A 19,421-nucleotide genomic window follows, 5' to 3' on the forward strand; every position below is an offset into this window, starting at 1 on the left:
CTGCGTCAGGCAGTCAGCCGCGCGCGCAGCGCGCCATAGGCAGGGGCGACCGTGTCGATCGCGTCGAGCGCCTGCTCGACGGACGGAATCGTGCCCGGCTCGCCGATCGACAGTGCATTCGGTGCACCGCCGATGCCGCAATGGTGGCGTGACGTCGCGACGAAAATCATCACGGTCGGCCGCTGCAGCGCGTGCGCCATATGCACGAACCCCGTATCGACCCCCACCACGAGCGCGGCCCGGCCGAGCGCCGCACCGAGTTCGCGCACGGTCATCGCGGGCAGTACGATCGCGCCCGGCGCGCGCGCGGCGATGTCCTGCGCGTCGGCATGCTCGGCAGCCGATCCCCACGGCACCAGCACGCGCACGCCGCGCGCCATCATCTGCGTGGCGAGCGCGGCCCAGTGGTCGGCCGGCCATTTCTTGTCGGGATTGGACGTCGCATGGAACAGCAGCATGAACGGCGCGCCGTCGGTCACGGCGGCCGGCGGGCTCGCGTCCTGCGGCGCGACGATGCCGTACGTGGCGACGCCTTCGGGCACGTAGCCGAGCGCCTCGCCGGCGCTCACGCGCATCCCGTGCCACGCGTCGCAGTCCGGCCGCGGGCCGAAGCGATGCGAATACGCGAAGCGTGCGCCCGTTTCGCCGAGATCCTGCGTCTGGTAGCCGAAGCGGCGCGCGGCGCGCGCCAGCGCGGCAATGATCGCGCTCTTGTAGACGCCGTGCAGGTCGATGACGGCATCGTAGCGGTGCGCACGCAACGCGCCGATCGACGCCGAGATCGCCTTCAGGTCGCCGGCATTCCGAAGTTTCTTGAAGCGGCGCAGCGGTGCGCACAGGACGGCGCTCACGCCCGGGTGCCAGCGCACGACCTCGGCGCACGATTCGTCGACGGCCCAATCGACCGTCACGCCGGGAAAGGCGTGATGCAGGTCCGCGACGACAGGCAGCGTCTGGACGACGTCGCCGAGCGACGTCACTTTTACGATGAGGATGCGTTTCACGATATGTGGGGATTCACGACCATTTCGGCATGCTAGCGACGGTTGCCGTGCGCGAACATTACTTCGACATTACGTTTGTAACAAAATGCGTCTCCTTTGTGAATTTTTGTCGTCCCCCGCCCGCATCCGGTTCTTTTTATAATCCGGTCTTTGCCTTCCGGCCCGCGTCGATGCCCCGCCCCGCCCCTCCTGCCCGTCCCGCGCTGTTTCCCGCTCTCACCCGCCACTCGCTGCGAATCTGGCGCCAGTATGGCGTTTTCTGGCTCGGCGCGATCGTCGTCGGCCTCGCGGCCGTGCTCTACGCGCGGCTGATCGACTGGGGCTACGAGACGTTCCGCACGATGCGCGATCACGCCGCGTGGCTGCCGCTGCTGCTGACGCCGGCGATCGCCGCCCTGTCGGCGTGGATCACGCGCCGGTTCTTCCGCGGCGCAGAGGGCAGCGGCATCCCGCAGGTGATCGCGACGCTGCATGCGCGCCCGAGTGCGTTCGGCGCCCGGCTGCTGACGCTGCGCATCCTGTTCGGCAAGGTGCTGATCTCGTTCCTGGGCATCCTGGGCGGCTTCACGATCGGTCGCGAGGGGCCGACCGTGCAGGTCGGCGCGGCGCTGATGTTCAACCTGCGGCGCTTCTACCCGCGCTCGAATGCGCAGATCGAACGCCAGCTGGTGCTGGCCGGCGCGGCGGCCGGGCTGTCGGCCGCGTTCAATACGCCGCTCGCCGGGATCGTGTTCGCGATCGAGGAACTGACGCGCAGCTTCTCCGCGCGCGCCAGCGGCGTGCTGATCACCGCGATCATCCTCGCCGGCGTCGTCGCACTCGGCCTGAACGGCAACTACACGTATTTCGGCACGATCGATGCCGGCCTCCATTTTCCGAAGCTGCTGGCGCTCGCGGTGCTGGTCACCGCGATCGTGACGGGCATCGCGGGCGGCCTGTTCTGCTGGCTGCTGCTCAATACGGGGCGCTGGCTGCCCGCGCAACTGCTCGGCCTGTATCGCGAGCGGCCGATTGCGTTCGCCGCGCTGTGCGGCTTCGTGATCGCCGTCGTCGGCCTCGTGTCGGGCGGCACGACGTTCGGCAGCGGCTATGCCGAGGCGCGCGGCCTGCTCGACGGCCGCGAGCAGTTGTCGGTGTTCTATCCGTTCCTGAAAATGGTGTCGATGGTCGCGTCGTACCTGCCGGGCATCCCGGGCGGGATCTTCGCGCCGTCGCTGTCGATCGGCGCCGGGTTCGGCAACCTGCTGCACGTCGTGTTCGGCAACATGAGCCTGCCGATGCTGATCGCGCTCGCGATGGTCGGCTATCTTGCGGCCGTCACGCAGTCGCCGATCACGTCGTTCGTGATCGTGATGGAGATGATCAACGGCCACGCGCTCGTGATTTCGCTGATGGCCACCGCGCTGGTGTCGAGCCGCGTGTCGCGCTTTTTCGCGCCGCCGCTCTACGAAACGCTCGCCCAGCGCTATCTCGCGCCGCCCGCTGCGACCGCGGAACCGGCCGCGGCCACCGCAGCGGGTGCCGCGACGACGACCGGCGTCACCGAGCCGCAGGATGCGACCGCCGCGCCCGCCGATCCGCTCGACACGCTGCGCGACGAAGGCACCGACGCGCCGGCCGACGCTGCGCCGGGCGAACATGCGGCACACGCGACGGCAACGCACGACGCTGGGCCGGCGGCGCCCGGTACGCACGCCCCGGCGCAGCCCGGCTCGCGCGACGCTCAGTAAATCACGACGGGTGCCGGCCGGTAGTAGACGGGCCGCGCCGGCACGACGATGCACCCGGCCAGCGTGATCGCGACGAGCGCGATGGCGATTGCGGTTCTTTTCATCACACGCCTCCGTCACGCCCAGTGGCCGCGGGTCCAGAACCAGTTCGGACCGCGCTGATCCCAGTGGCCCGGCACCCAGTGCATGCCGACGCGCTCGGCTTCCCAGTGACCGCCGATCCACACGTAGCGCCCATGGTCCCAGTGCCAGTGGCCGCGCTCCCACACATAGCCCACCCGCGCCGTCGGCAGGACCTCGTAGCGCACGGGCGGCGGCGCATTCGGCGCGACGACGACGATTTCCTCGGTACGCACGGCGACCGGCTCGGCGACGACCACGCGGCCCTGCGGCGCGATCACGGGTGCGCCGACGAGAATCTCGTCCGCATGCGCGGCAAACGGTGCGACGACGGCTGACAGGCCCGCGGCAAACAGCGCGAGCGAAACGATACGACGGTGAACGGTAGAGACAGCCATCACAACCTCCTGGTTGAACAAGTAACGCGAGTATTCGTTCAATGCGGGAGGACCGATAACGGCCGACAGACGCCTTGTTACGGCGTGCCCGAAAGTGCAACAGGGCGTAAGACGCGCACGGCGGCGGGTGCCGCCGTGCGGAGGGACAGGCAAGCGTCAGGCTTGCGGAATCTCGATCTTCACTTCGAGGACTTCGAGATCGTCCTGGCGCTCGAGGCTCACGCGGATGTCATCGTCGGAAATATGGACGTACTTCGAGATGACCGCGACGAGCTCCTTCTGCAGAGCCGGCAGGTAGTCGGCCGGCGGCCGGCCGCCGACCCGTTCGTGCGCGATGATGAGCTGCAGGCGCTCCTTCGCGACCGATGCGGACTTCTTCTTCTCGCCGAGGAGAAACGAAAGGATGGACATGGGCGGCCTCCGTTACTTGCTGCCGAAGAGGCGCTGCAGCAGGCCCGGCTTCTGGTAATCGGTGAAGCGCAGCGGCTTGTCCTCGCCGAGGAAGCGCGCGACGACATCCTTGTACGCTTCGGCGACGTCGGTGCCGTCGATGTGCACGGCCGGCAGGCCCTGGTTCGACGCGTGCAGCACGGCTTCCGACTCGGGCACCACGCCGATCAGCTTGATGCGCAGGATCTCGCTGATGTCCTCGAGCGACAGCATCTCGCCTTCGCTCACGCGCTTCGGGCTGTAGCGCGTGATCAGCAGGTGTTCCTTGATCGGATCCTTGCCTTCGGTCGCGCGTTTCGTCTTCGACGACAGGATGCCGAGAATGCGGTCCGAGTCGCGCACCGACGACACTTCCGGGTTCGTGACGATCAGCGCTTCGTCCGCGAAGTACATCGCGTGCAGCGCGCCGGCCTCGATACCGGCCGGCGAATCGCAGACGATGTATTCGAAGTCCATCGCGACCAGGTCGTTCAGCACTTTCTCGACGCCGTCGCGCGTCAGCGCATCCTTGTCGCGCGTCTGCGACGCCGGCAGGATGAACAGGTTCTCGCACTTCTTGTCCTTGATCAGCGCCTGGTTCAGGTTCGCTTCGCCCTGGATCACGTTCACGAGGTCGTACACCACGCGCCGCTCGCAGCCCATGATGAGATCGAGGTTGCGCAGGCCGACGTCGAAGTCGATCACGGCTGTCTTGTGGCCGCGCAGCGCGATACCGGACGCAAAGCTCGCGCTCGTCGTCGTCTTGCCCACGCCGCCCTTGCCCGAGGTCACCACGATGATTTTTGCCATTTACCCAATACCCTGTGTTCGTCAATGAGAGCCGATCGATCCGGCGCGCACCGCGTGAATTACGTCAGGCGCAGCGGTTCGATCATCAGTTTTTCCTCTTCGAGCCGGATCTGCACCGCTTTGCCCAGTACTTCGGCGGGCAACGGGTTCTCGGTGGTTCGATAGATACCCGCGATCGAAATCAGTTCCGGTTCGAGACACGTGCAGAAAATGCGCGCGTCGTGATTGCCGTGCACGCCCGCGAGTGCGCGGCCGCGCAACGGCGCGTAGATGTGGATATTGCCTTCCGCGATGATTTCTGCGCCGTGACTGACCGGCGCGAGCACCACGAGGTCTCCTTTCGCGTAAATCTGCTGCCCCGAACGCAACGGCCGGTCGATCACGAGCGTCTGTCCGCCCGTCTGGTTCGACGCCGGCGCCGGCTCGGACGCCTGCTCGGGCGCCGCCGCGGCTGCTGCAGCGACGACGGCCTCGGCGACCGCCGACGCTTCCGAGCCCTCGGCCGGCTTCGCGGCCGGCGCACGGCGATCGCGCGCCTCGAGCAACGGCAGGCCGGCTTCCCCCGCCCAGCCCTGCGTTGCCGATGCGACCACGCCCACCGGACGCATCCGCACGTCGTTCAGCATCTGGCGGATATCGGCCAGCGCGACGCGCTCGCCCTCCGCCAGACGGCGGACGTCGATCACGACGACATCATCGGCAAAAAACTCGGGAGTCGCTTCGAAGCGCTTGACCAGTTCGGCACGCAACGCGTCGAGATCGGTCGTCTTCACGGTGAACAGCAACGTATCGACCGATCCGCTGCGCAGCTCGAAGAATGGCGATTTTTTAAGCGACATGGACACTCTGCAAAAATTTTTTGCGTATTTTACAGGCGTCCACGCGCGCGGCCATTATTTTTGGGACACAGGGTTGCGATGGCCCGGGCGGGCGCGCAACCGGCAGGCGGGCAGGCAAGCGGGCGACCAGACCTTCATCGCGCCGCGCGGGCGTCACGTCAGTGCTTCACTTGCGACACGAACAGCGATTTCATCGCGCCGGGCATCCGCGCGATCGGCGCGTGTTCGCCGGTGTTGCCGAAACCCGCGCGCTCGTAGAAACGGATCGCGTTGCGGTTCGCATCGGCGATCCATGCATAGACCTCCTGGGCGCCGCGCTCGGCGAGCCACGCGGTGGCCGTTTCCAGCAGCAGCACACCGCCGCGCAGGTGACGCACCGCGTGCGCGACCCACAGCTCGCTGACGAACGCGCGCCGATCGGGCGTGTTGTCGAAATACGCGCCGATCATGCCGGCCGGATGGCCTTCGGTGTACAGCAGGAAAGTCGTCGACTCGTCGGACACGGCACGCTGCGCGGCAATCGCCGACGCTGCGTCCGTTTCGACGTTCAGCAATTCGGCCTCCGGCGCTTCGCCGGGTGCGTAGGGCTCACGCAGCGATGCGGCGCGGAGTTCGCGATACACGCCGCCCTGGTCGGCAACGATACGACGAACGGTCAAGGTCGAACTCATGCAGGCACAGCCCCCTTCGGACAGCAAGCTAGTAGCTTCAACCGAAAGCGGGGCATGAGTCAAATCGTTATTTTCAAACGGCGGCGCGAATCGAAAGACGACAGGCGCCGTCGCCGCCGGCGTGTACCAACCGGTGTGCAGGTGCAGCATCGGCGTATCGACGCGTGTCGACGAACGGCTGCCGCAGCCTCTTCGTTCGATGCGTCGCTTCGTTCGCCTTGCGACACGCGGCAGACGCGTTTCGGGTGCTTTGCATCTCGTCCCGAAGACCGTAATGATCCGTAACATATGTAGCCGATACAGGCGCCCTGCCGATACCAGCCCCATTTCGCTTATTGCGACGCAACATTCGTTGCGAGCCCGCGAGGCGATACCCGCGCCGCGCCACACGCGCCAATCATCTGATAAACACGCGGATCACGCGGCCGATCCGGCCTCCCCGGCATGTTTCAATCGGAGCGCGCCGGCCCTTCCCCGCATGCGTCGCACACGGCGCTCCGTTTGGAGCCTTGCGCCTAGCGCCGGGGTTTGGAAAGCGTGCGCACGGGTCGTATAACAGGCAGAACCGGGCGACGATCCGGCGCCACCTCGCGTATCGCGGGCCAACGAGGATTCGAACAACCGTGCATGCGGTCGCCCACCGGGCCGGCCGACTGGAGGGAGACAATGGCAATGACCGACGGATCGGCTTCGGGCTGGTCGGATGGCAAGCGTTACCTGTGGCTGCTCGGCGCGTTGACGATCACGCTGCCGATCCTCTCCGCCCAGCTTGCGCTGTCGACGGGTCTTCACGTGTTCTGGTGGTTCGGTCCGCTGTTCGCGTTCGGCGTGATCCCGATCCTCGACACGCTGATCGGCGACGATCGCGACAATCCGCCCGAAGCCGTCGTGCCGCATCTCGAACGGGAGCGCTATTACCGGTTCATCGTCTATCTCGCGACGCTCGTCGAGTATGTTGCATTCTTCATGTGCGTATGGATCGTCGGCACGCATGCGCTCGCGTGGTACGACTACGTCGGCTTCGCGCTGTCGCTCGGCGCCGCGACGGGCATCTCGATCAATACCGCGCACGAGCTCGGGCACAAGACGAACCGCTTCGAACGCTGGCTCGCGAAGATCACGCTCGCGCCGGTCGCGTACGGCCACTTCTACGTCGAGCACAACCGCGGCCACCACGTGCGCGTCGCGACGGCCGAGGATCCGGCGAGCGCACGCTACGGCGAGTCGTTCTGGGCATTCCTGCCGCGCACCGTGACCGGCAGCATCCGCTCGGCGTGGCGGCTCGAAAAAGCACGCCTCGAGCGGCTCGGGCATTCGCCGTGGACCTGGCGCAACGAGGTGCTGCACGCATGGGCGATGACCGTCGTCGTGTGGGGCGTCGCGATCGCGATGGCCGGCAAGGTCGTGATCCCGTTCCTCGTGATCCAGGCCGTCTACGGCGCGTCGCTGCTCGAAGTGGTGAACTACGTCGAGCACTACGGGCTCGGCCGCCGCAAGCTGCCGAGCGGCCGCTACGAACGCTGCACGCCGCAGCATTCGTGGAACAGCAATCACGTCGTCACCAACCTGTTCCTGTACCAGTTGCAGCGGCACGCCGACCATCACGCGAATCCGACGCGCTCGTACCAGGCGCTGCGCCACTTCGACGACTCGCCGCAACTGCCGGCCGGCTACGCGACGATGATCCTGTTCGCGTACGTGCCGCCGCTCTGGTATCGCGTGATGAATCCGCGCGTCGTCGCGCACTACGGCGGCGACATGGCGCAATCGAACATCAAGCCGTCGATTCGCGACAGGGTGCTCGCGCAGTTTCCGGCCGCGGCGTAATTGCGGATGGCGGGCCGGCGGGCGTCGGTGCGCGCTCGCCACGGCGCGCGCCGCTGAAAGCCTGCGCCGCGCCGGCAACCGGTTCCTTCGGAACCCGGCGCGACAGCCACGCCGTCATGCCGTTTCCGGCAGCCTGAACACGGCCACCGCATGCCGCAGCGCGCTCGCCTGCTCGGCCAGCGCCTGCGTCGCGGCCGTGGCCTGCTCGACGAGTGCCGCGTTGCGCTGCGTCGCTTCGTCCATCTGCGTAACTGCGACGTTCACCTGCTGGATGCCGCCGCTCTGCTCCTGCGACGCCGACGAAATCTCGCCGACGATCGTCGTGACGCGCTGCACCGCGCCGACGATCTCGTGAATCGATTCGCCCGCGCGGCGGATCAGCACGGCACCCTCGTCGACCCGCTGCGTCGATTGCTCGATGAGCCCCTTGATCTCCTTCGCAGCCGACGCGCTGCGCTGCGCGAGCGTGCGCACCTCGGCCGCGACGACCGCGAAGCCGCGCCCCTGCTCGCCCGCACGGGCCGCCTCGACGGCCGCGTTCAGCGCGAGGATGTTGGTCTGGAATGCAATGCCGTCGATCACCGCAATGATTTCGCCGACCTTTGCCGCGCTGTCGGCGATGCCGCTCATCGTGTGGACGGCGTCCGTCATCACGCCGCCGCCCGCGGACGCGATATTCGACGCGTCGCGCGCAAGCTGCGCCGCGTGCTGCGCGTGCTCGGCCGACTGGCGCACGATGCCCGTCAGTTCGGTCATGCTGGCCGTCGTCTCCGCGAGCGACGCGGCCTGCGACTCGGTGCGCGACGACAGATCGTGATTGCCCGACGCGATCTGCGCGCTCGCCGTCGCGACGGCTTCGGCATGCGTCCGCACTTCGAGCACGACGCCCGACAGGCTCGCCTGCATCGTCTGCAACGCACGCAGCAGATCGGCGATCTCGTCGTGGCCGGTCGCGTCGACGTCGCGCGTCAGGTCGCCGCCGGCGACCGCCTGCGCGCACGCCACCGCACGGTCGAGCGGACGCAGGATCGCGCGGCTGAACAGGTACGCGCCGACCATCGCGACACCGAGCACGACCAGCATCAGCGCGAGGCTCGCAGTGGTCGCGCGCTGTGCGTCGCGGCTCGCTTGCGCCGACACGGCGGCGCTCTCGTCGGCGATCGACTTCGCGGCCCGCTCCAGCAGCGCCGCCGGTTCGCGGTCGACGCCCGCGACGGCGGCATCGCCGGCCGACGGCTCGAAGCCGGCCGCCTTGAACGCGTCGAAGCCGCGCCGGTAGCCGTCGCCCATCGCCGTGTGCGCACGCATGAACTGCTCGACGAGCGAGCGGCTCTCGCCGGGCGGCAACCGACGGACGAGCTGGGCAGCGAGCGAATCGACCGTGCGCTCGCGCGTCTGGAACGCCTGCCAGTAGCGGTCGAGCTTGTCGGGCTGCTTGCCGCGCAGCAGCGTGTCCTTCCATTCCTGCACCTGCAGCTTGAACTGCGCGAGCGTGGCCGATACGAGCCGTTCGTCTCCGACGTTCGTCTGCACGTCTTCGGCGAACGTATCGATCGACCGGTTGAGGATGTGGATGCCGTACAGCGCACCACCGAACATCAGCAACAGCGCGATGGCAAATGCGAGGGGAATCTTGTAGCTCAGCTTCATGGGGCCTTGAATCGACGGGGAACGTCGCGGCTCGGCACGGGCGCCGGCCGCCGCACCGTGTTAACGGCGCGGGACGAGAAGGCTTAAAGCAGAGGAAAGCGGCGAAGACCGGCGCCGCATTGCCGAGCGTCAGCGCCATGCCGGCACGATGCGCGCCGCGGATGTCCACGACTGCGATGATGGCAGTCAGCAGTGCAAAGCCTTCGGGGCTTTCGACAGTCGGTTCGTCATTGGGTCGCGGTGCTTGCCATGCAGCGCAGCCGCATCGAACACGCGACACGATCGTGCGCGCAGTTCGTCGCCATCGCATCAGCACGTCCGACGTGCCGATGGCCAAAACCGTTGCCACTGCAACGGCAATCGACACATCGCGCCGCAGACCCAAAACGAAAAACCCCTTGATCCTTCCGGATCAAGGGGTTTCGTGTTCTGGCGGAGAGGGTGGGATTCGAACCCACGGTACGGGGAAACCGTACGCCTGATTTCGAGTCAGGTACATTCGACCACTCTGCCACCTCTCCGTTTTACTGCATTTCCCGGTTGGTCATGTCCGGGAAAGAAAAGATTATAAAACGATCTTTTCTGAGCTGACAAGCCCTTTCCGCAAATTTTTTTGCGAGTGCTTCGGCAGCCGATTTCACGACGCCTGTGCAGGCGCGTCGATCCGCTCCATGCCGCCCATGTACGGACGCAGCACTTCCGGCACCGTGACCGAGCCGTCCGCGTTCTGGTAGTTCTCCAGCACCGCGACGAGCGTACGGCCGACCGCGAGACCCGAACCGTTCAGCGTATGCACGAGCTCGGGCTTGCCCTGCGCGTTGCGGAAACGCGCCTGCATCCGGCGCGCCTGGAACGCCTCGGTGTTCGAGCAGCTCGAGATCTCGCGATAGGTGTTCTGCGCCGGCAGCCACACCTCGAGGTCAAACGTCTTCGCGGCAGAGAAGCCCATGTCGCCCGTGCACAGCGTGATCACGCGGTACGGCAGGCCGAGCTTCTGCAGGATCGCTTCCGCATGGCCGACCATCTCGTCGAGCGCCGCGTACGACGTTTCCGGCGCGACGACCTGCACCATCTCGACCTTGTCGAACTGGTGCTGGCGGATCATCCCGCGCGTGTCGCGGCCGTACGACCCGGCTTCCGAGCGGAAGCACGGCGAATGCGCGGTCAGCTTGATCGGCAGCGCGGACGCGTCGACGATCGACTCGCGCACGGTGTTCGTCAACGAGATCTCGGACGTGGAGATCAGATATTGCGTGACCGTGTTCTCCGCGCCGCCCTTCTCGACCCTGAACATGTCGTCCACGAACTTCGGCAACTGCCCCGTGCCGTAGAGAATCTCCGGGTTCACGATGTACGGCGTGTACGTCTCGGTGTAGCCGTGCTGCTGCGTGTGCGTGTCGATCATGAACTGCGCGAGTGCGCGGTGCAGGCGTGCGATCGGGCCGCGCAGCATCGTGAAGCGCGCGCCGGCGAGCTTCGCGCCCGTCTCGAAATCGAGGCCGAGCGGCGTGCCGACATCGACGTGATCCTTCACCTCGAAATCGAACTGGCGCGGCGTGCCCCAGCGGCGCGCCTCGACGTTGTCGGCTTCGTCGTTGCCGACCGGCACGCTTTCGTGCGCGATGTTCGGCATGCCCAGCATCAGGTCGGACAGGCGTGCCTGGATGTCGCCGAGCTTGGCTTCTCCCGCCTTCATCTCGTCGCCGATCCCGCCGACCTCGGCCATCACCGCCGACGTGTCCTCGCCCTTCCCCTTCATCGCGCCGATCTGCTTCGACAGGCTGTTGCGGCGCGCCTGGAGCTCTTCGGTGCGGGTCTGGATCGCGCGGCGTTCCGCTTCGAGTGCGGAGAACGCGGCGATGTCGAGGGTGTAGCCGCGATCGGCGAGGCGCTTGGCGACGCCGTCGAGGTCTTTGCGCAGCAACTGGATGTCGAGCATGGGAGGACTTGGAAAATCGTTGTATGAGACGGGAATTCTAACGCACCGCGCGGCCGCCACGGCACCGGCCTGATGGACGATGCCCGAAAACGGCCGGTCGTGGCAGTATCGCCATGCCGGCTCGCTCCAGCGGCCAGAGCATCACATTGTGCCAAACCGTTGCGGACGGCGAAACGCCTGCACCGGCCGCACGCAACGCGCCGTACGACGCCCCCGCCTCCGCATCACCGCCATTCAAGGAACCCGATGGCCATCGAACTGGACAAGGATGTACGCGACCGCGCAATCGCGTCGCTGCAACGCTATTTCACAGAAAACATGGACGAGCCGATCGGCAACATCCAGGCCGGCGCGCTGCTGCACTTCTTCGTCGAGGAGATCGCGCCCGCGATCTACAACCTCGCGATCGCCGACGCGCAGGAACGCCTGCACGCACGGGTCGCCGAGCTCGACATCGACTGCCACGAAGAGCCGTTCGAGTACTGGAAGAAACAGCAGCCGGGCCGCAAGCGCTGACGCATTCGGAACGGCGCCGGCCGGCCCGTACGTCGCCCGTCAGTCCTTCTTGCCGGCCTCGCAGTCGAGCTCGCGCAGCCACGCGAGCTTGTCGGCGATCTTCGATTCGAGCCCGCGCGGTACCGGCTTGTACCAGTGCGGCTCGCGCACCCCGTCCGGCAGGTACGTCTCGCCGGCCGCATACGCATTCGGTTCGTCGTGTGCGTAACGATATGCGTGGCCGTAGCCGAGTTCCTTCATCAGCTTGGTCGGCGCGTTGCGCAGATGCACGGGCACCTCGCGCGACTTGTCCTGCTTCACGAACGCCATCGCCTGGTTGAACGCGTTGTAGCCCGCGTTGCTCTTCGCCGCGCATGCGAGATAGATCACCGCCTGCCCGAGCGCGAGTTCGCCTTCCGGCGAGCCGAGCCGCTCGTAGGTCTCGGCCGCATCGTTCGCCATCTGCAGCGCGCGCGGATCGGCGAGGCCGATGTCTTCCCACGCCATCCGCACGATGCGCCGCGCGAGATACTTCGGATCCGCGCCGCCGTCGATCATCCGGCAGAACCAGTACAGCGCGCCGTCGGGGCTCGACCCGCGCACCGACTTGTGCAGCGCCGAGATCTGGTCGTAGAAGTTGTCGCCACCCTTGTCGAAGCGCCGCGCGTTCAGCGTCATCGCACTGCTGACGAATTCGGCGTCGATCGTCGCGACGCCGGCCGACGAGGCCGCCGTCTGCGCCTGCTCGAGCAGGTTCAGGAAGCGCCGCGCGTCGCCGTCCGCATAACCGACCAGCGTATCGATCGCCTTGTCGTCGAACGCGAGGCCGTCGAGCGCGATTTCCTGCGCGCGCTTCAGCAGCTGGCGCATCTCGTCGTCGTTCAGCGACTTCAGCACGTACACCTGCGCACGCGACAGCAAGGCCGAGTTGACCTCGAAGCTCGGGTTCTCGGTCGTAGCGCCAATGAAGGTCACAAGCCCCGACTCGACGAACGGCAGCAATGCATCCTGCTGCCCCTTGTTGAAGCGGTGGATCTCGTCGACGAACAGGATGGTGTGGCGGCCGGTGCGGTTCAGCGTGTCCTTCGCCTGCTCCATCGACTCGCGGATGTCCTTCACGCCGCCGAGCACCGCGGACAGCGCAATGAACTCGCAGTCGAACGCGAGCGCGGTGAGCCGCGCGAGCGTCGTCTTGCCGACGCCGGGCGGCCCCCACAGGATCATCGAATGCGGCTTGCCCGATTCGAACGCGAGCCGCAGCGGCTTGCCTTCGCCCAGCAAATGCGTCTGGCCGATCACCTCGGCGAGTGTCTTCGGCCGCAGCGCCTCGGCGAGCGGCCGGCGCGGCTCGACTTGAAACAGGTCGGACATGAACCCTCGCTCCACATCAAACAATGGCGACCGAACCGGCCGCCGGACCCGACATTATGACAGCCGTGCGACGGCGCCGCCGCGCCCGGTGCCCGCGCCCGGTGCCCGCGCCCGGAAACGACACGGGCCCGCCGTCGCCGGCAGGCCCGTTGCAGAAGAGCGGCGCGCGGCGCCGGTCAGCCGTTGATCACGTCGGCGCCCTTCGGCACGACGAACTTGAACGTATCGCCCTTCAGCGGCGGATTCGTCTGGATGTTCGTAAACGTCAGCAGCGTGACGTTGCCGAACACGTCATGCAGCTCCATCGCGGCGAGCGTGCCGTTCCGGAAGCCGATGCCGATCCGCTGGAATTGCGTGTCCTGCGCCTTCGGCAGCATCTCGAGCCATTCGATGCCGCCCTTCTCGCCCGCATCGCGCAGCGTGTAGCTCTTGTCGAGATCGTTGCTGCCGAACAGGATAGCGGCGGGGCTCGCGCCCAGCGCGCCGTTCAGCTTGCGCTCGGTGACCTGGTTCAGGTCGCGGTCGTACACATAGAGCTTGTCGCCGTCGGCCTGCAGCACCTGCTGGTACGGCTTCTGGTACGTCCAGATGAACTTGCCCGGCCGCGCGAACACGAACGTGCCGCTCGAATTGTCGGTGGGCTTCGGCGCGGCCTGCGCGGCGCTCGCACCCTTGGCCGGCGCCTTGACGATCTGCTGCGTGAAGTCGCCCTTCGCCGAACGCACCTGCGACACGAAGGCCTTCAGTTGCTCGGTGCCGCCCGCGAACGCGTGCGTCGCCGCGAGCATCAGCGATGCGCCGGCGAACGCCGCACCGAGCCAGCGCCGCATCGAACGAAGAGACATTGCGAACGAATGTTGCTGCATATTGCGGTTTTCTCCCTGGGTGGCCGGCGCCGCAGGCGCCGCGGACTCATTCCGCGTCGCGCGCCGGCACAAGAATTTCGCGGTTGCCGCTCGACGACATCGCCGACACGAGCCCCGACTGCTCCATCTGCTCGAGCAGCCGCGCCGCGCGGTTATAGCCGATCCGCAGATGCCGCTGCACGAGCGAGATCGACGCGCGGCGGTTCTTGATGACGATCTCGACCGCCTGGTCGTACAGCGGATCAGACTCGCCGCCGCCTTCGCCGGTTCCCGCGCCGGCCGAGCCCTCGTCGCCGTCGGCGGTGCCGCCTTCGAGCAGGCCCTCGACGTAATTCGGCTCGCCCTGCTCCTTGAGCTTCTCGACGACGCGATGCACTTCGTCGTCGCCGACGAACGCGCCGTGCACGCGCACGGGCAGCCCGCTGCCAGGCGGCAGGTACAGCATGTCGCCCATCCCGAGCAGCGATTCGGCGCCCATCTGGTCGAGAATCGTGCGCGAGTCGATCTTCGACGACACCTGGAACGCGATCCGCGTCGGCACGTTCGCCTTGATCAGGCCCGTGATCACGTCGACGGACGGACGCTGCGTCGCAAGGATCAGGTGGATGCCGGCCGCGCGCGCCTTCTGCGCGATCCGCGCGATCAGCTCCTCGACCTTCTTGCCGACGACCATCATCAGGTCGGCCAGCTCGTCGATCACGACGACGATGTTCGGCAGCCGGCCGAGCGGCTCCGGATCTTCCGGCGTGAGGCTGAACGGGTTCGGCAGCTTCTCCTCGCGCTTGGCCGCGTCGTCGATCTTGTTGTTGTAGCCCGCGAGGTTGCGCACGCCGAGCTTGCTCATCAGCTTGTAGCGGCGCTCCATCTCCGCGACCGTCCAGTTCAGCGCATGGCCGGCCTGACGCATGTCGGTGACGACCGGGCACAGCAGGTGCGGAATGCCTTCGTAGACGCTCATTTCGAGCATCTTCGGATCGATCAGGATCAGGCGCACCTGCTCGGCGGTCGCCTTGTACAGCAGCGACAGGATCATCGCGTTGATCCCGACCGACTTGCCCGAACCGGTCGTGCCGGCGACGAGCAGGTGCGGCATCTTCGCGAGATCCGCGCATACGGGCTTGCCGCCGATGTCCTTGCCGAGGCTCAGCGTCAGCGCCGACGATGCGGCCGCATACACTTCGGAGCCGATGATCTCGGACAGGTGCACGGTCTGGCGGCGCTGGTTGGGCAGTTCGAGCGCCATGTAGTTCTTGCCGGGGATCGTCTCGACGACGCGGATCGACACGAGCGACAGCGAGCGCGCGAGATCCTTCGCGAGGTTGACGATCTGGCTGCCCTTCACGCCGGTGGCCGGCTCGATCTCGTAGCGCGTGACGACCGGGCCCGGATACGCGGCAACCACACTCGCCTCGACGCCGAAATCCTTCAGCTTCTTCTCGATCAGGCGCGACGTGAATTCGAGCGTATCGGCCGAAATCGCTTCCTGCGTCTTCGGCGCGGGATCGAGCAGCGACACCGGCGGCAGCGTCGAATCGCCCGGCAGGTCGGTGAACAGCGGCACCTGGCGCTCGCGCTCGACGCGCTCGGACTTCGCCGGCGTGACGACCGGCGGCACGATCGTCACGGGTTCGTGATCCTCGATGCGCACGCGCTCCTCTTCGACCTTGCCTTCGCGGCGCACGGCCGCGGCCTCGCCGAGCTTGCGGTCGCGCTCGGCCTCGCGGCGCAGCTTCGCGACGTTGACGGCGGACAGGATCGCGCCGCCGACGCGCTCGGCGACCGACAGCCACGAAAAGCGGAAATACAGCGACAGGCCGATCGCGAGCGCGATCAGCAGCAGCAGCGTGCCGCCCGTGAAACCGAACGCATGCGACATCGCACCGGCAACGGCCTCGCCGACGACGCCGCCCGGCGCACGCGGCAACTGCACCTTCAGCGACCACATGCGCAGCGCCTCGATGCCGTCGCATGCCAGCACGACGAGCACGAACGCGAAGATCTCGGTGAGCCAGCCGATCGGCCGCTCGGGTTCGTCGGGAATCGCCTCGTGACGCGTGATGCGGCGGTAGTTGACGGCGATGCGCCGCCCGAGCGGCACGACCAGCCAGTAGGCCGACAGCCCGAACAGCAGCAGGATGATGTCGGCTGTCCACGCGCCGACGCGGCCGGCCCAGTTCGAGATGTGGTCCACCTGCGCGGCGTGCGTCCAGCTCGGATCGCGCCGGCTGTAGCTCAGCAGGGCCATCACCAGAAATGCGCAGAGCGCGACCTGGAGAATCCAGCGGATCTCCGTGAGGAGCTTCGACATCCGGTGCGGCAACGCCTGTGCCTGGGCGGAATAAGGAGCTTTTGCCATGAATCCGTATAAAGAGGACGGGCCGTGCGCCCGCCTGTCGTTCGATCGCGCTTATTGTAAACGCTGCACCGGGCCGCCAAGTGTAAATGACGGTTACATAACGGAGACGGGGTGCCGAACCGGGCCTGCGACAACGCACCACCGCGAGCCAGCCGCCCGCCCGACCCGCCGCGCCGGCGCGGGAGGCTCGCCGCGAAACGCTATCGCCACGATTGAAACTCTCGTTCGGCAACGCAGCAACGGGGCCTTTATAATGCGCGACTGATACCCATCTATGACGGCATCCCGGCCAACCCCGGATCGTCCGGCGAGCCCTATCCCGCCCGCCGCGGCCGCCTTTTACGGATTCGCACATGTCCACGCCCAAACACGCCAAAGTCCTGATTCTCGGTTCCGGCCCCGCCGGCTACACGGCTGCCGTCTACGCGGCACGCGCCAACCTGTCCCCGGTGCTGATCACCGGCATCGCGCAGGGCGGCCAGCTGATGACCACGACTGATGTCGAAAACTGGCCGGCAGACGCGAAAGGCGTGCAGGGTCCGGAGCTGATGGCGCGCTTCCTCGAGCACGCCGAGCGCTTCAACACCGAAATCGTCTTCGACCACATCCACACCGCGAAACTGCACGAACAGCCGATCCGCCTGATCGGCGACTCGGGCGAATACACGTGCGACTCGCTGATCATCGCGACCGGCGCGTCCGCGCAGTACCTCGGCCTGCCGTCCGAGGAAGCGTTCATGGGCAAGGGCGTGTCGGCCTGCGCGACCTGCGACGGCTTCTTCTATCGCGGCCAGGAAGTCGCGGTGATCGGCGGCGGCAATACGGCCGTCGAGGAAGCGCTCTACCTGACGGGCATCGCGAAGAAGGTCACCGTGATCCACCGCCGCGACAAGTTCCGCGCGGAGCCGATCCTGATCGACCGCCTGCTGGAGAAGGAAAAGGAAGGCGTCGTCGACATCAAGTGGGATCACGTGCTCGACGAGGTGACGGGCGCGGATTCGGGCGTCACGGGCCTGCGCATCAAGAACGTGAAGACGGGCGCGACGGAAGACCTGAACGTGCAGGGCGTGTTCGTCGCGATCGGCCACAAGCCGAACACCGACCTGTTCCAGGGCCAGCTCGAGATGAAGGACGGCTACATCCTGACGAAGAGCGGCCTGCACGGCAACGCCACCTCGACGAGCGTGCCGGGCGTGTTCGCCGCGGGCGACGTGCAGGACAACGTGTACCGCCAGGCGATCACGAGCGCGGGCACGGGCTGCATGGCCGCGCTCGACGCGCAGCGCTACCTCGAAAGCCTGCACGACAAGAAGTAAGCCGCGAGCCCTGCCGCGCCGGGCGCTACAATGGCGTCCGCTGCCGCGAAGCGGGCCCGACCGGAAAGCCGCTGCCGCCGCGCAGCGGCTTTTTTTTGCCCGCGCGCCCGAACGCGCCTGCCCTGCTATCGAATCATGGCGAAGAACCAGCCCCATCCGAGCGATCCCGCGAAGCGGCAGATCGCCGCCCGTCCCGCAAACCCCGCGCCGGCCGCGCCGCCGCCCGCGCCCGATCCGGCCGCATTGCGCGGCCAGGGCCTCGCCGGCCTCGGCGCGCTGCGCAAGTCGCTGCAAGGCGAAGCCGATCGCCGCGAACGCGAGCGCGTCGAAACCGCGAAGGCCGAGCGCAAGGCGGAAGCCGACGCGAACCTGTTCCGCAACGAAATCGGCGCGATCCGGCCGCTGAACGCGCCGCAGCGCGCGGCTTCCGGCCGCATGCCGCCCGAGCCGCTACCGAAGCAGACGCAGCGCGACGAGGAAGCCGTGCTGAACGCGACGCTGTCCGACGAATTCGATCCCGAAACGCTGCTCGACAGCGACGACTCGCTGTATTACCACCGCCCCGGCATCAGCCGCGACGTGGTGCGCAAGCTGAGGAGCGGCGCGTGGATCGTGCAGGCGCAGCTCGACCTGCACGGGATGCGCCGCGACGAGGCGCGCGACGCGCTTGCCGAATTCATCCGCGAAGCCGGCAAGAAGGGGCTGCGCTGCCTGCGCGTGATCCACGGCAAGGGGCTCGGCTCGATCGGCAAGGAACCCGTGCTGAAAGGCAAGGTGCGCGCGTGGCTCGTGCAGAAGGAAGAAGTGATCGCGTTCTGCGAGGCGCGCGGCAACGACGGCGGCGCGGGCGCGGTGCTCGTGCTGCTGCAGCCGCTCGCGGCTCCCGCCGACCGGGGGCCGCGTGCCGCATCCTAGGCTGACGCTCGCGATCGCCGTACTGGAGGCGATCGCCACGCTGGCGTTTGCGATTTCGGGTTTCATCGAGGCGCGCAAGAACCGCCTCGACTCGGTCGGCACGTTCGTCGTCGCGCTCGCCACCGCGTTCGGCGGCGGCACGCTGCGCGACATCCTGCTCGAGCGCCGGCCGTTCTACTGGGTCGTGCACGACGACTACGTGATCGCGATCTTCGTGCTCGCGCTGTTCGCGCCGTTCGTGCTGCGGATGCTGTCGCGGCTGTCGGCCGAGCGGCTGCTGCTGGTCGCCGACGCGATCGGGCTCGGCATCTTCAGCATCTCGGGCACGTCGATCGCGCTCGACGCCGAAATGCCGCGCTTCATCGCGGTGATGATGGGCGTGATCACCGGCGTGGTCGGCGGGATCGTCCGCGACGTGCTGTGCAACGATATCCCGCTGATCCTGCGCGATTCGCGGCCGTACGCGACCTGCGCGTTCGTCGGCTGCTGGTTCTACCTGCTGCTCGTGTGGCTGCAGTTCGATTCGGTGTACAGCGTGCTGCTCGCGACCGGCTTCATCCTCGCCGCGCGGCTGGCGACGTTCAAATTCGACGTGCGGCTGCCGCACTGACTGCCGCCGCAACTCCAACTTCAGCGCCAGAACAAAAGGGGCCGCTCATTCGAGACGGCCCCTTCTCCTTCATTC

Annotated in this window: 17 protein-coding genes and 1 tRNA gene; 6 read left to right on the plus strand and 12 right to left on the minus strand. The window is 67.1% G+C overall.

Features of this window, described 5'->3' with window-relative positions; translation table 11 throughout:
• Window positions 1-5: 5 nt before the first annotated feature.
• Window positions 6-1,004 (minus strand): lipopolysaccharide heptosyltransferase I, encoded by a 999-nt coding sequence (waaC, locus tag DM992_RS16720; RefSeq protein ID WP_111017617.1) that lies wholly within the window; start codon window positions 1,002-1,004, stop codon window positions 6-8.
• Between the two features lie 170 nt (window positions 1,005-1,174).
• Here waaC and DM992_RS16725 point away from each other — a divergent pair, with 170 nt between their 5' ends.
• Window positions 1,175-2,734 (plus strand): chloride channel protein, encoded by a 1,560-nt coding sequence (locus DM992_RS16725; RefSeq protein ID WP_111017618.1) that lies wholly within the window; start codon window positions 1,175-1,177, stop codon window positions 2,732-2,734.
• A gap of 116 nt (window positions 2,735-2,850) precedes the next feature.
• Here DM992_RS16725 and DM992_RS43405 read toward each other — a convergent pair whose 3' ends face one another.
• The 5 genes from DM992_RS43405 to DM992_RS16750 form a co-directional block, all read right to left on the minus strand.
• Window positions 2,851-3,252, minus strand: coding sequence for a YXWGXW repeat-containing protein (locus DM992_RS43405; protein WP_111017960.1), 402 nt, complete (start codon window positions 3,250-3,252; stop codon window positions 2,851-2,853).
• Window positions 3,253-3,408: 156 nt separating this feature from the next.
• The gene (gene minE / locus DM992_RS16735) at window positions 3,409-3,663 is read right to left on the minus strand and encodes a cell division topological specificity factor MinE (protein ID WP_006476634.1); all 255 of its coding nucleotides are present in this window, start codon (window positions 3,661-3,663) and stop codon (window positions 3,409-3,411) included.
• Between the two features lie 12 nt (window positions 3,664-3,675).
• The gene (gene minD / locus DM992_RS16740; protein WP_034182973.1) at window positions 3,676-4,491 is read right to left on the minus strand and encodes a septum site-determining protein MinD; all 816 of its coding nucleotides are present in this window, start codon (window positions 4,489-4,491) and stop codon (window positions 3,676-3,678) included.
• A 59-nt stretch (window positions 4,492-4,550) separates the two neighbouring features.
• On the minus strand, window positions 4,551-5,330 hold the full coding sequence (gene minC / locus DM992_RS16745; RefSeq protein ID WP_111017619.1) for a septum site-determining protein MinC: 780 nt from the start codon (window positions 5,328-5,330) through the stop codon (window positions 4,551-4,553).
• Between the two features lie 158 nt (window positions 5,331-5,488).
• Window positions 5,489-6,151 carry a GNAT family N-acetyltransferase gene (locus DM992_RS16750; protein WP_239511339.1) on the minus strand — a complete coding sequence of 221 codons (663 nt, stop codon included), beginning with the start codon at window positions 6,149-6,151 and terminating at the stop codon, window positions 5,489-5,491.
• A gap of 516 nt (window positions 6,152-6,667) precedes the next feature.
• Between DM992_RS16750 and DM992_RS16755 the strand changes: the two genes are divergently transcribed.
• A complete protein-coding gene (locus tag DM992_RS16755) occupies window positions 6,668-7,828 on the plus strand; it encodes an alkane 1-monooxygenase (RefSeq protein ID WP_111017620.1) in 1,161 nt (386 codons plus the stop codon).
• A gap of 114 nt (window positions 7,829-7,942) precedes the next feature.
• Here DM992_RS16755 and DM992_RS16760 read toward each other — a convergent pair whose 3' ends face one another.
• The 3 genes from DM992_RS16760 to serS form a co-directional block, all read right to left on the minus strand.
• Entirely contained in the window at window positions 7,943-9,478 is a 1,536-nt protein-coding gene (locus DM992_RS16760) for a methyl-accepting chemotaxis protein (RefSeq protein ID WP_111017621.1), read from the minus strand.
• Window positions 9,479-9,908: 430 nt separating this feature from the next.
• Window positions 9,909-9,999 (minus strand) — tRNA-Ser (locus DM992_RS16765).
• A gap of 116 nt (window positions 10,000-10,115) precedes the next feature.
• A complete protein-coding gene (gene serS, locus DM992_RS16770) occupies window positions 10,116-11,417 on the minus strand; it encodes a serine--tRNA ligase (protein ID WP_111017622.1) in 1,302 nt (433 codons plus the stop codon).
• A 246-nt stretch (window positions 11,418-11,663) separates the two neighbouring features.
• On the opposite strand from serS, the gene DM992_RS16775 reads away from it, so the two are divergent.
• On the plus strand, window positions 11,664-11,933 hold the full coding sequence (locus DM992_RS16775) for a DUF2164 domain-containing protein (protein ID WP_111017623.1): 270 nt from the start codon (window positions 11,664-11,666) through the stop codon (window positions 11,931-11,933).
• Between the two features lie 39 nt (window positions 11,934-11,972).
• Here the strand turns inward: DM992_RS16775 and DM992_RS16780 are convergent, their stop codons facing one another.
• The 3 genes from DM992_RS16780 to DM992_RS16790 form a co-directional block, all read right to left on the minus strand.
• The gene (locus tag DM992_RS16780; protein WP_111017624.1) at window positions 11,973-13,283 is read right to left on the minus strand and encodes a replication-associated recombination protein A; all 1,311 of its coding nucleotides are present in this window, start codon (window positions 13,281-13,283) and stop codon (window positions 11,973-11,975) included.
• A 176-nt stretch (window positions 13,284-13,459) separates the two neighbouring features.
• Window positions 13,460-14,149 (minus strand): outer membrane lipoprotein chaperone LolA, encoded by a 690-nt coding sequence (gene lolA, locus DM992_RS16785; protein ID WP_111017625.1) that lies wholly within the window; start codon window positions 14,147-14,149, stop codon window positions 13,460-13,462.
• A 46-nt stretch (window positions 14,150-14,195) separates the two neighbouring features.
• Window positions 14,196-16,505, minus strand: coding sequence for a DNA translocase FtsK (locus tag DM992_RS16790; protein ID WP_111017626.1), 2,310 nt, complete (start codon window positions 16,503-16,505; stop codon window positions 14,196-14,198).
• 353 nt (window positions 16,506-16,858) lie between these two features.
• Here DM992_RS16790 and trxB point away from each other — a divergent pair, with 353 nt between their 5' ends.
• The 3 genes from trxB (at window position 16,859) to DM992_RS16805 (ending at window position 19,346) form a co-directional block, all read left to right on the plus strand.
• The gene (trxB, locus tag DM992_RS16795; protein WP_034182963.1) at window positions 16,859-17,821 is read left to right on the plus strand and encodes a thioredoxin-disulfide reductase; all 963 of its coding nucleotides are present in this window, start codon (window positions 16,859-16,861) and stop codon (window positions 17,819-17,821) included.
• 135 nt (window positions 17,822-17,956) lie between these two features.
• On the plus strand, window positions 17,957-18,736 hold the full coding sequence (locus DM992_RS16800; RefSeq protein WP_111017627.1) for a Smr/MutS family protein: 780 nt from the start codon (window positions 17,957-17,959) through the stop codon (window positions 18,734-18,736).
• On the plus strand, window positions 18,723-19,346 hold the full coding sequence (locus tag DM992_RS16805; protein WP_111017628.1) for a trimeric intracellular cation channel family protein: 624 nt from the start codon (window positions 18,723-18,725) through the stop codon (window positions 19,344-19,346). The genes DM992_RS16800 and DM992_RS16805 overlap by 14 nt, the downstream gene beginning before the upstream one ends.
• The last annotated feature ends 75 nt before the right edge of the window (window positions 19,347-19,421 follow it).

Source organism: Burkholderia sp. JP2-270 (assembly GCF_003233675.1).
Taxonomy (GTDB): domain Bacteria; phylum Pseudomonadota; class Gammaproteobacteria; order Burkholderiales; family Burkholderiaceae; genus Burkholderia; species Burkholderia pyrrocinia_C.

Bases quoted from the DNA above. Each gene is read 5' to 3' on its own strand.
- DM992_RS16725 (WP_111017618.1), top strand. From the start codon at position 1,175: ATGCCCCGCCCCGCCCCTCCTGCCCGTCCCGCGCTGTTTCCCGCTCTC.
- DM992_RS43405 (WP_111017960.1), bottom strand. From the start codon at position 3,252: ATGGCTGTCTCTACCGTTCACCGTCGTATCGTTTCGCTCGCGCTGTTT.
- minE (WP_006476634.1), bottom strand. From the start codon at position 3,663: ATGTCCATCCTTTCGTTTCTCCTCGGCGAGAAGAAGAAGTCCGCATCG.
- minD (WP_034182973.1), bottom strand. From the start codon at position 4,491: ATGGCAAAAATCATCGTGGTGACCTCGGGCAAGGGCGGCGTGGGCAAG.
- minC (WP_111017619.1), bottom strand. From the start codon at position 5,330: ATGTCGCTTAAAAAATCGCCATTCTTCGAGCTGCGCAGCGGATCGGTC.
- DM992_RS16750 (WP_239511339.1), bottom strand. From the start codon at position 6,151: ATGCTGCACCTGCACACCGGTTGGTACACGCCGGCGGCGACGGCGCCT.
- DM992_RS16755 (WP_111017620.1), top strand. From the start codon at position 6,668: ATGGCAATGACCGACGGATCGGCTTCGGGCTGGTCGGATGGCAAGCGT.
- DM992_RS16760 (WP_111017621.1), bottom strand. From the start codon at position 9,478: ATGAAGCTGAGCTACAAGATTCCCCTCGCATTTGCCATCGCGCTGTTG.
- serS (WP_111017622.1), bottom strand. From the start codon at position 11,417: ATGCTCGACATCCAGTTGCTGCGCAAAGACCTCGACGGCGTCGCCAAG.
- DM992_RS16775 (WP_111017623.1), top strand. From the start codon at position 11,664: ATGGCCATCGAACTGGACAAGGATGTACGCGACCGCGCAATCGCGTCG.
- DM992_RS16780 (WP_111017624.1), bottom strand. From the start codon at position 13,283: ATGTCCGACCTGTTTCAAGTCGAGCCGCGCCGGCCGCTCGCCGAGGCG.
- lolA (WP_111017625.1), bottom strand. From the start codon at position 14,149: ATGCAGCAACATTCGTTCGCAATGTCTCTTCGTTCGATGCGGCGCTGG.
- DM992_RS16790 (WP_111017626.1), bottom strand. From the start codon at position 16,505: ATGGCAAAAGCTCCTTATTCCGCCCAGGCACAGGCGTTGCCGCACCGG.
- trxB (WP_034182963.1), top strand. From the start codon at position 16,859: ATGTCCACGCCCAAACACGCCAAAGTCCTGATTCTCGGTTCCGGCCCC.
- DM992_RS16800 (WP_111017627.1), top strand. From the start codon at position 17,957: ATGGCGAAGAACCAGCCCCATCCGAGCGATCCCGCGAAGCGGCAGATC.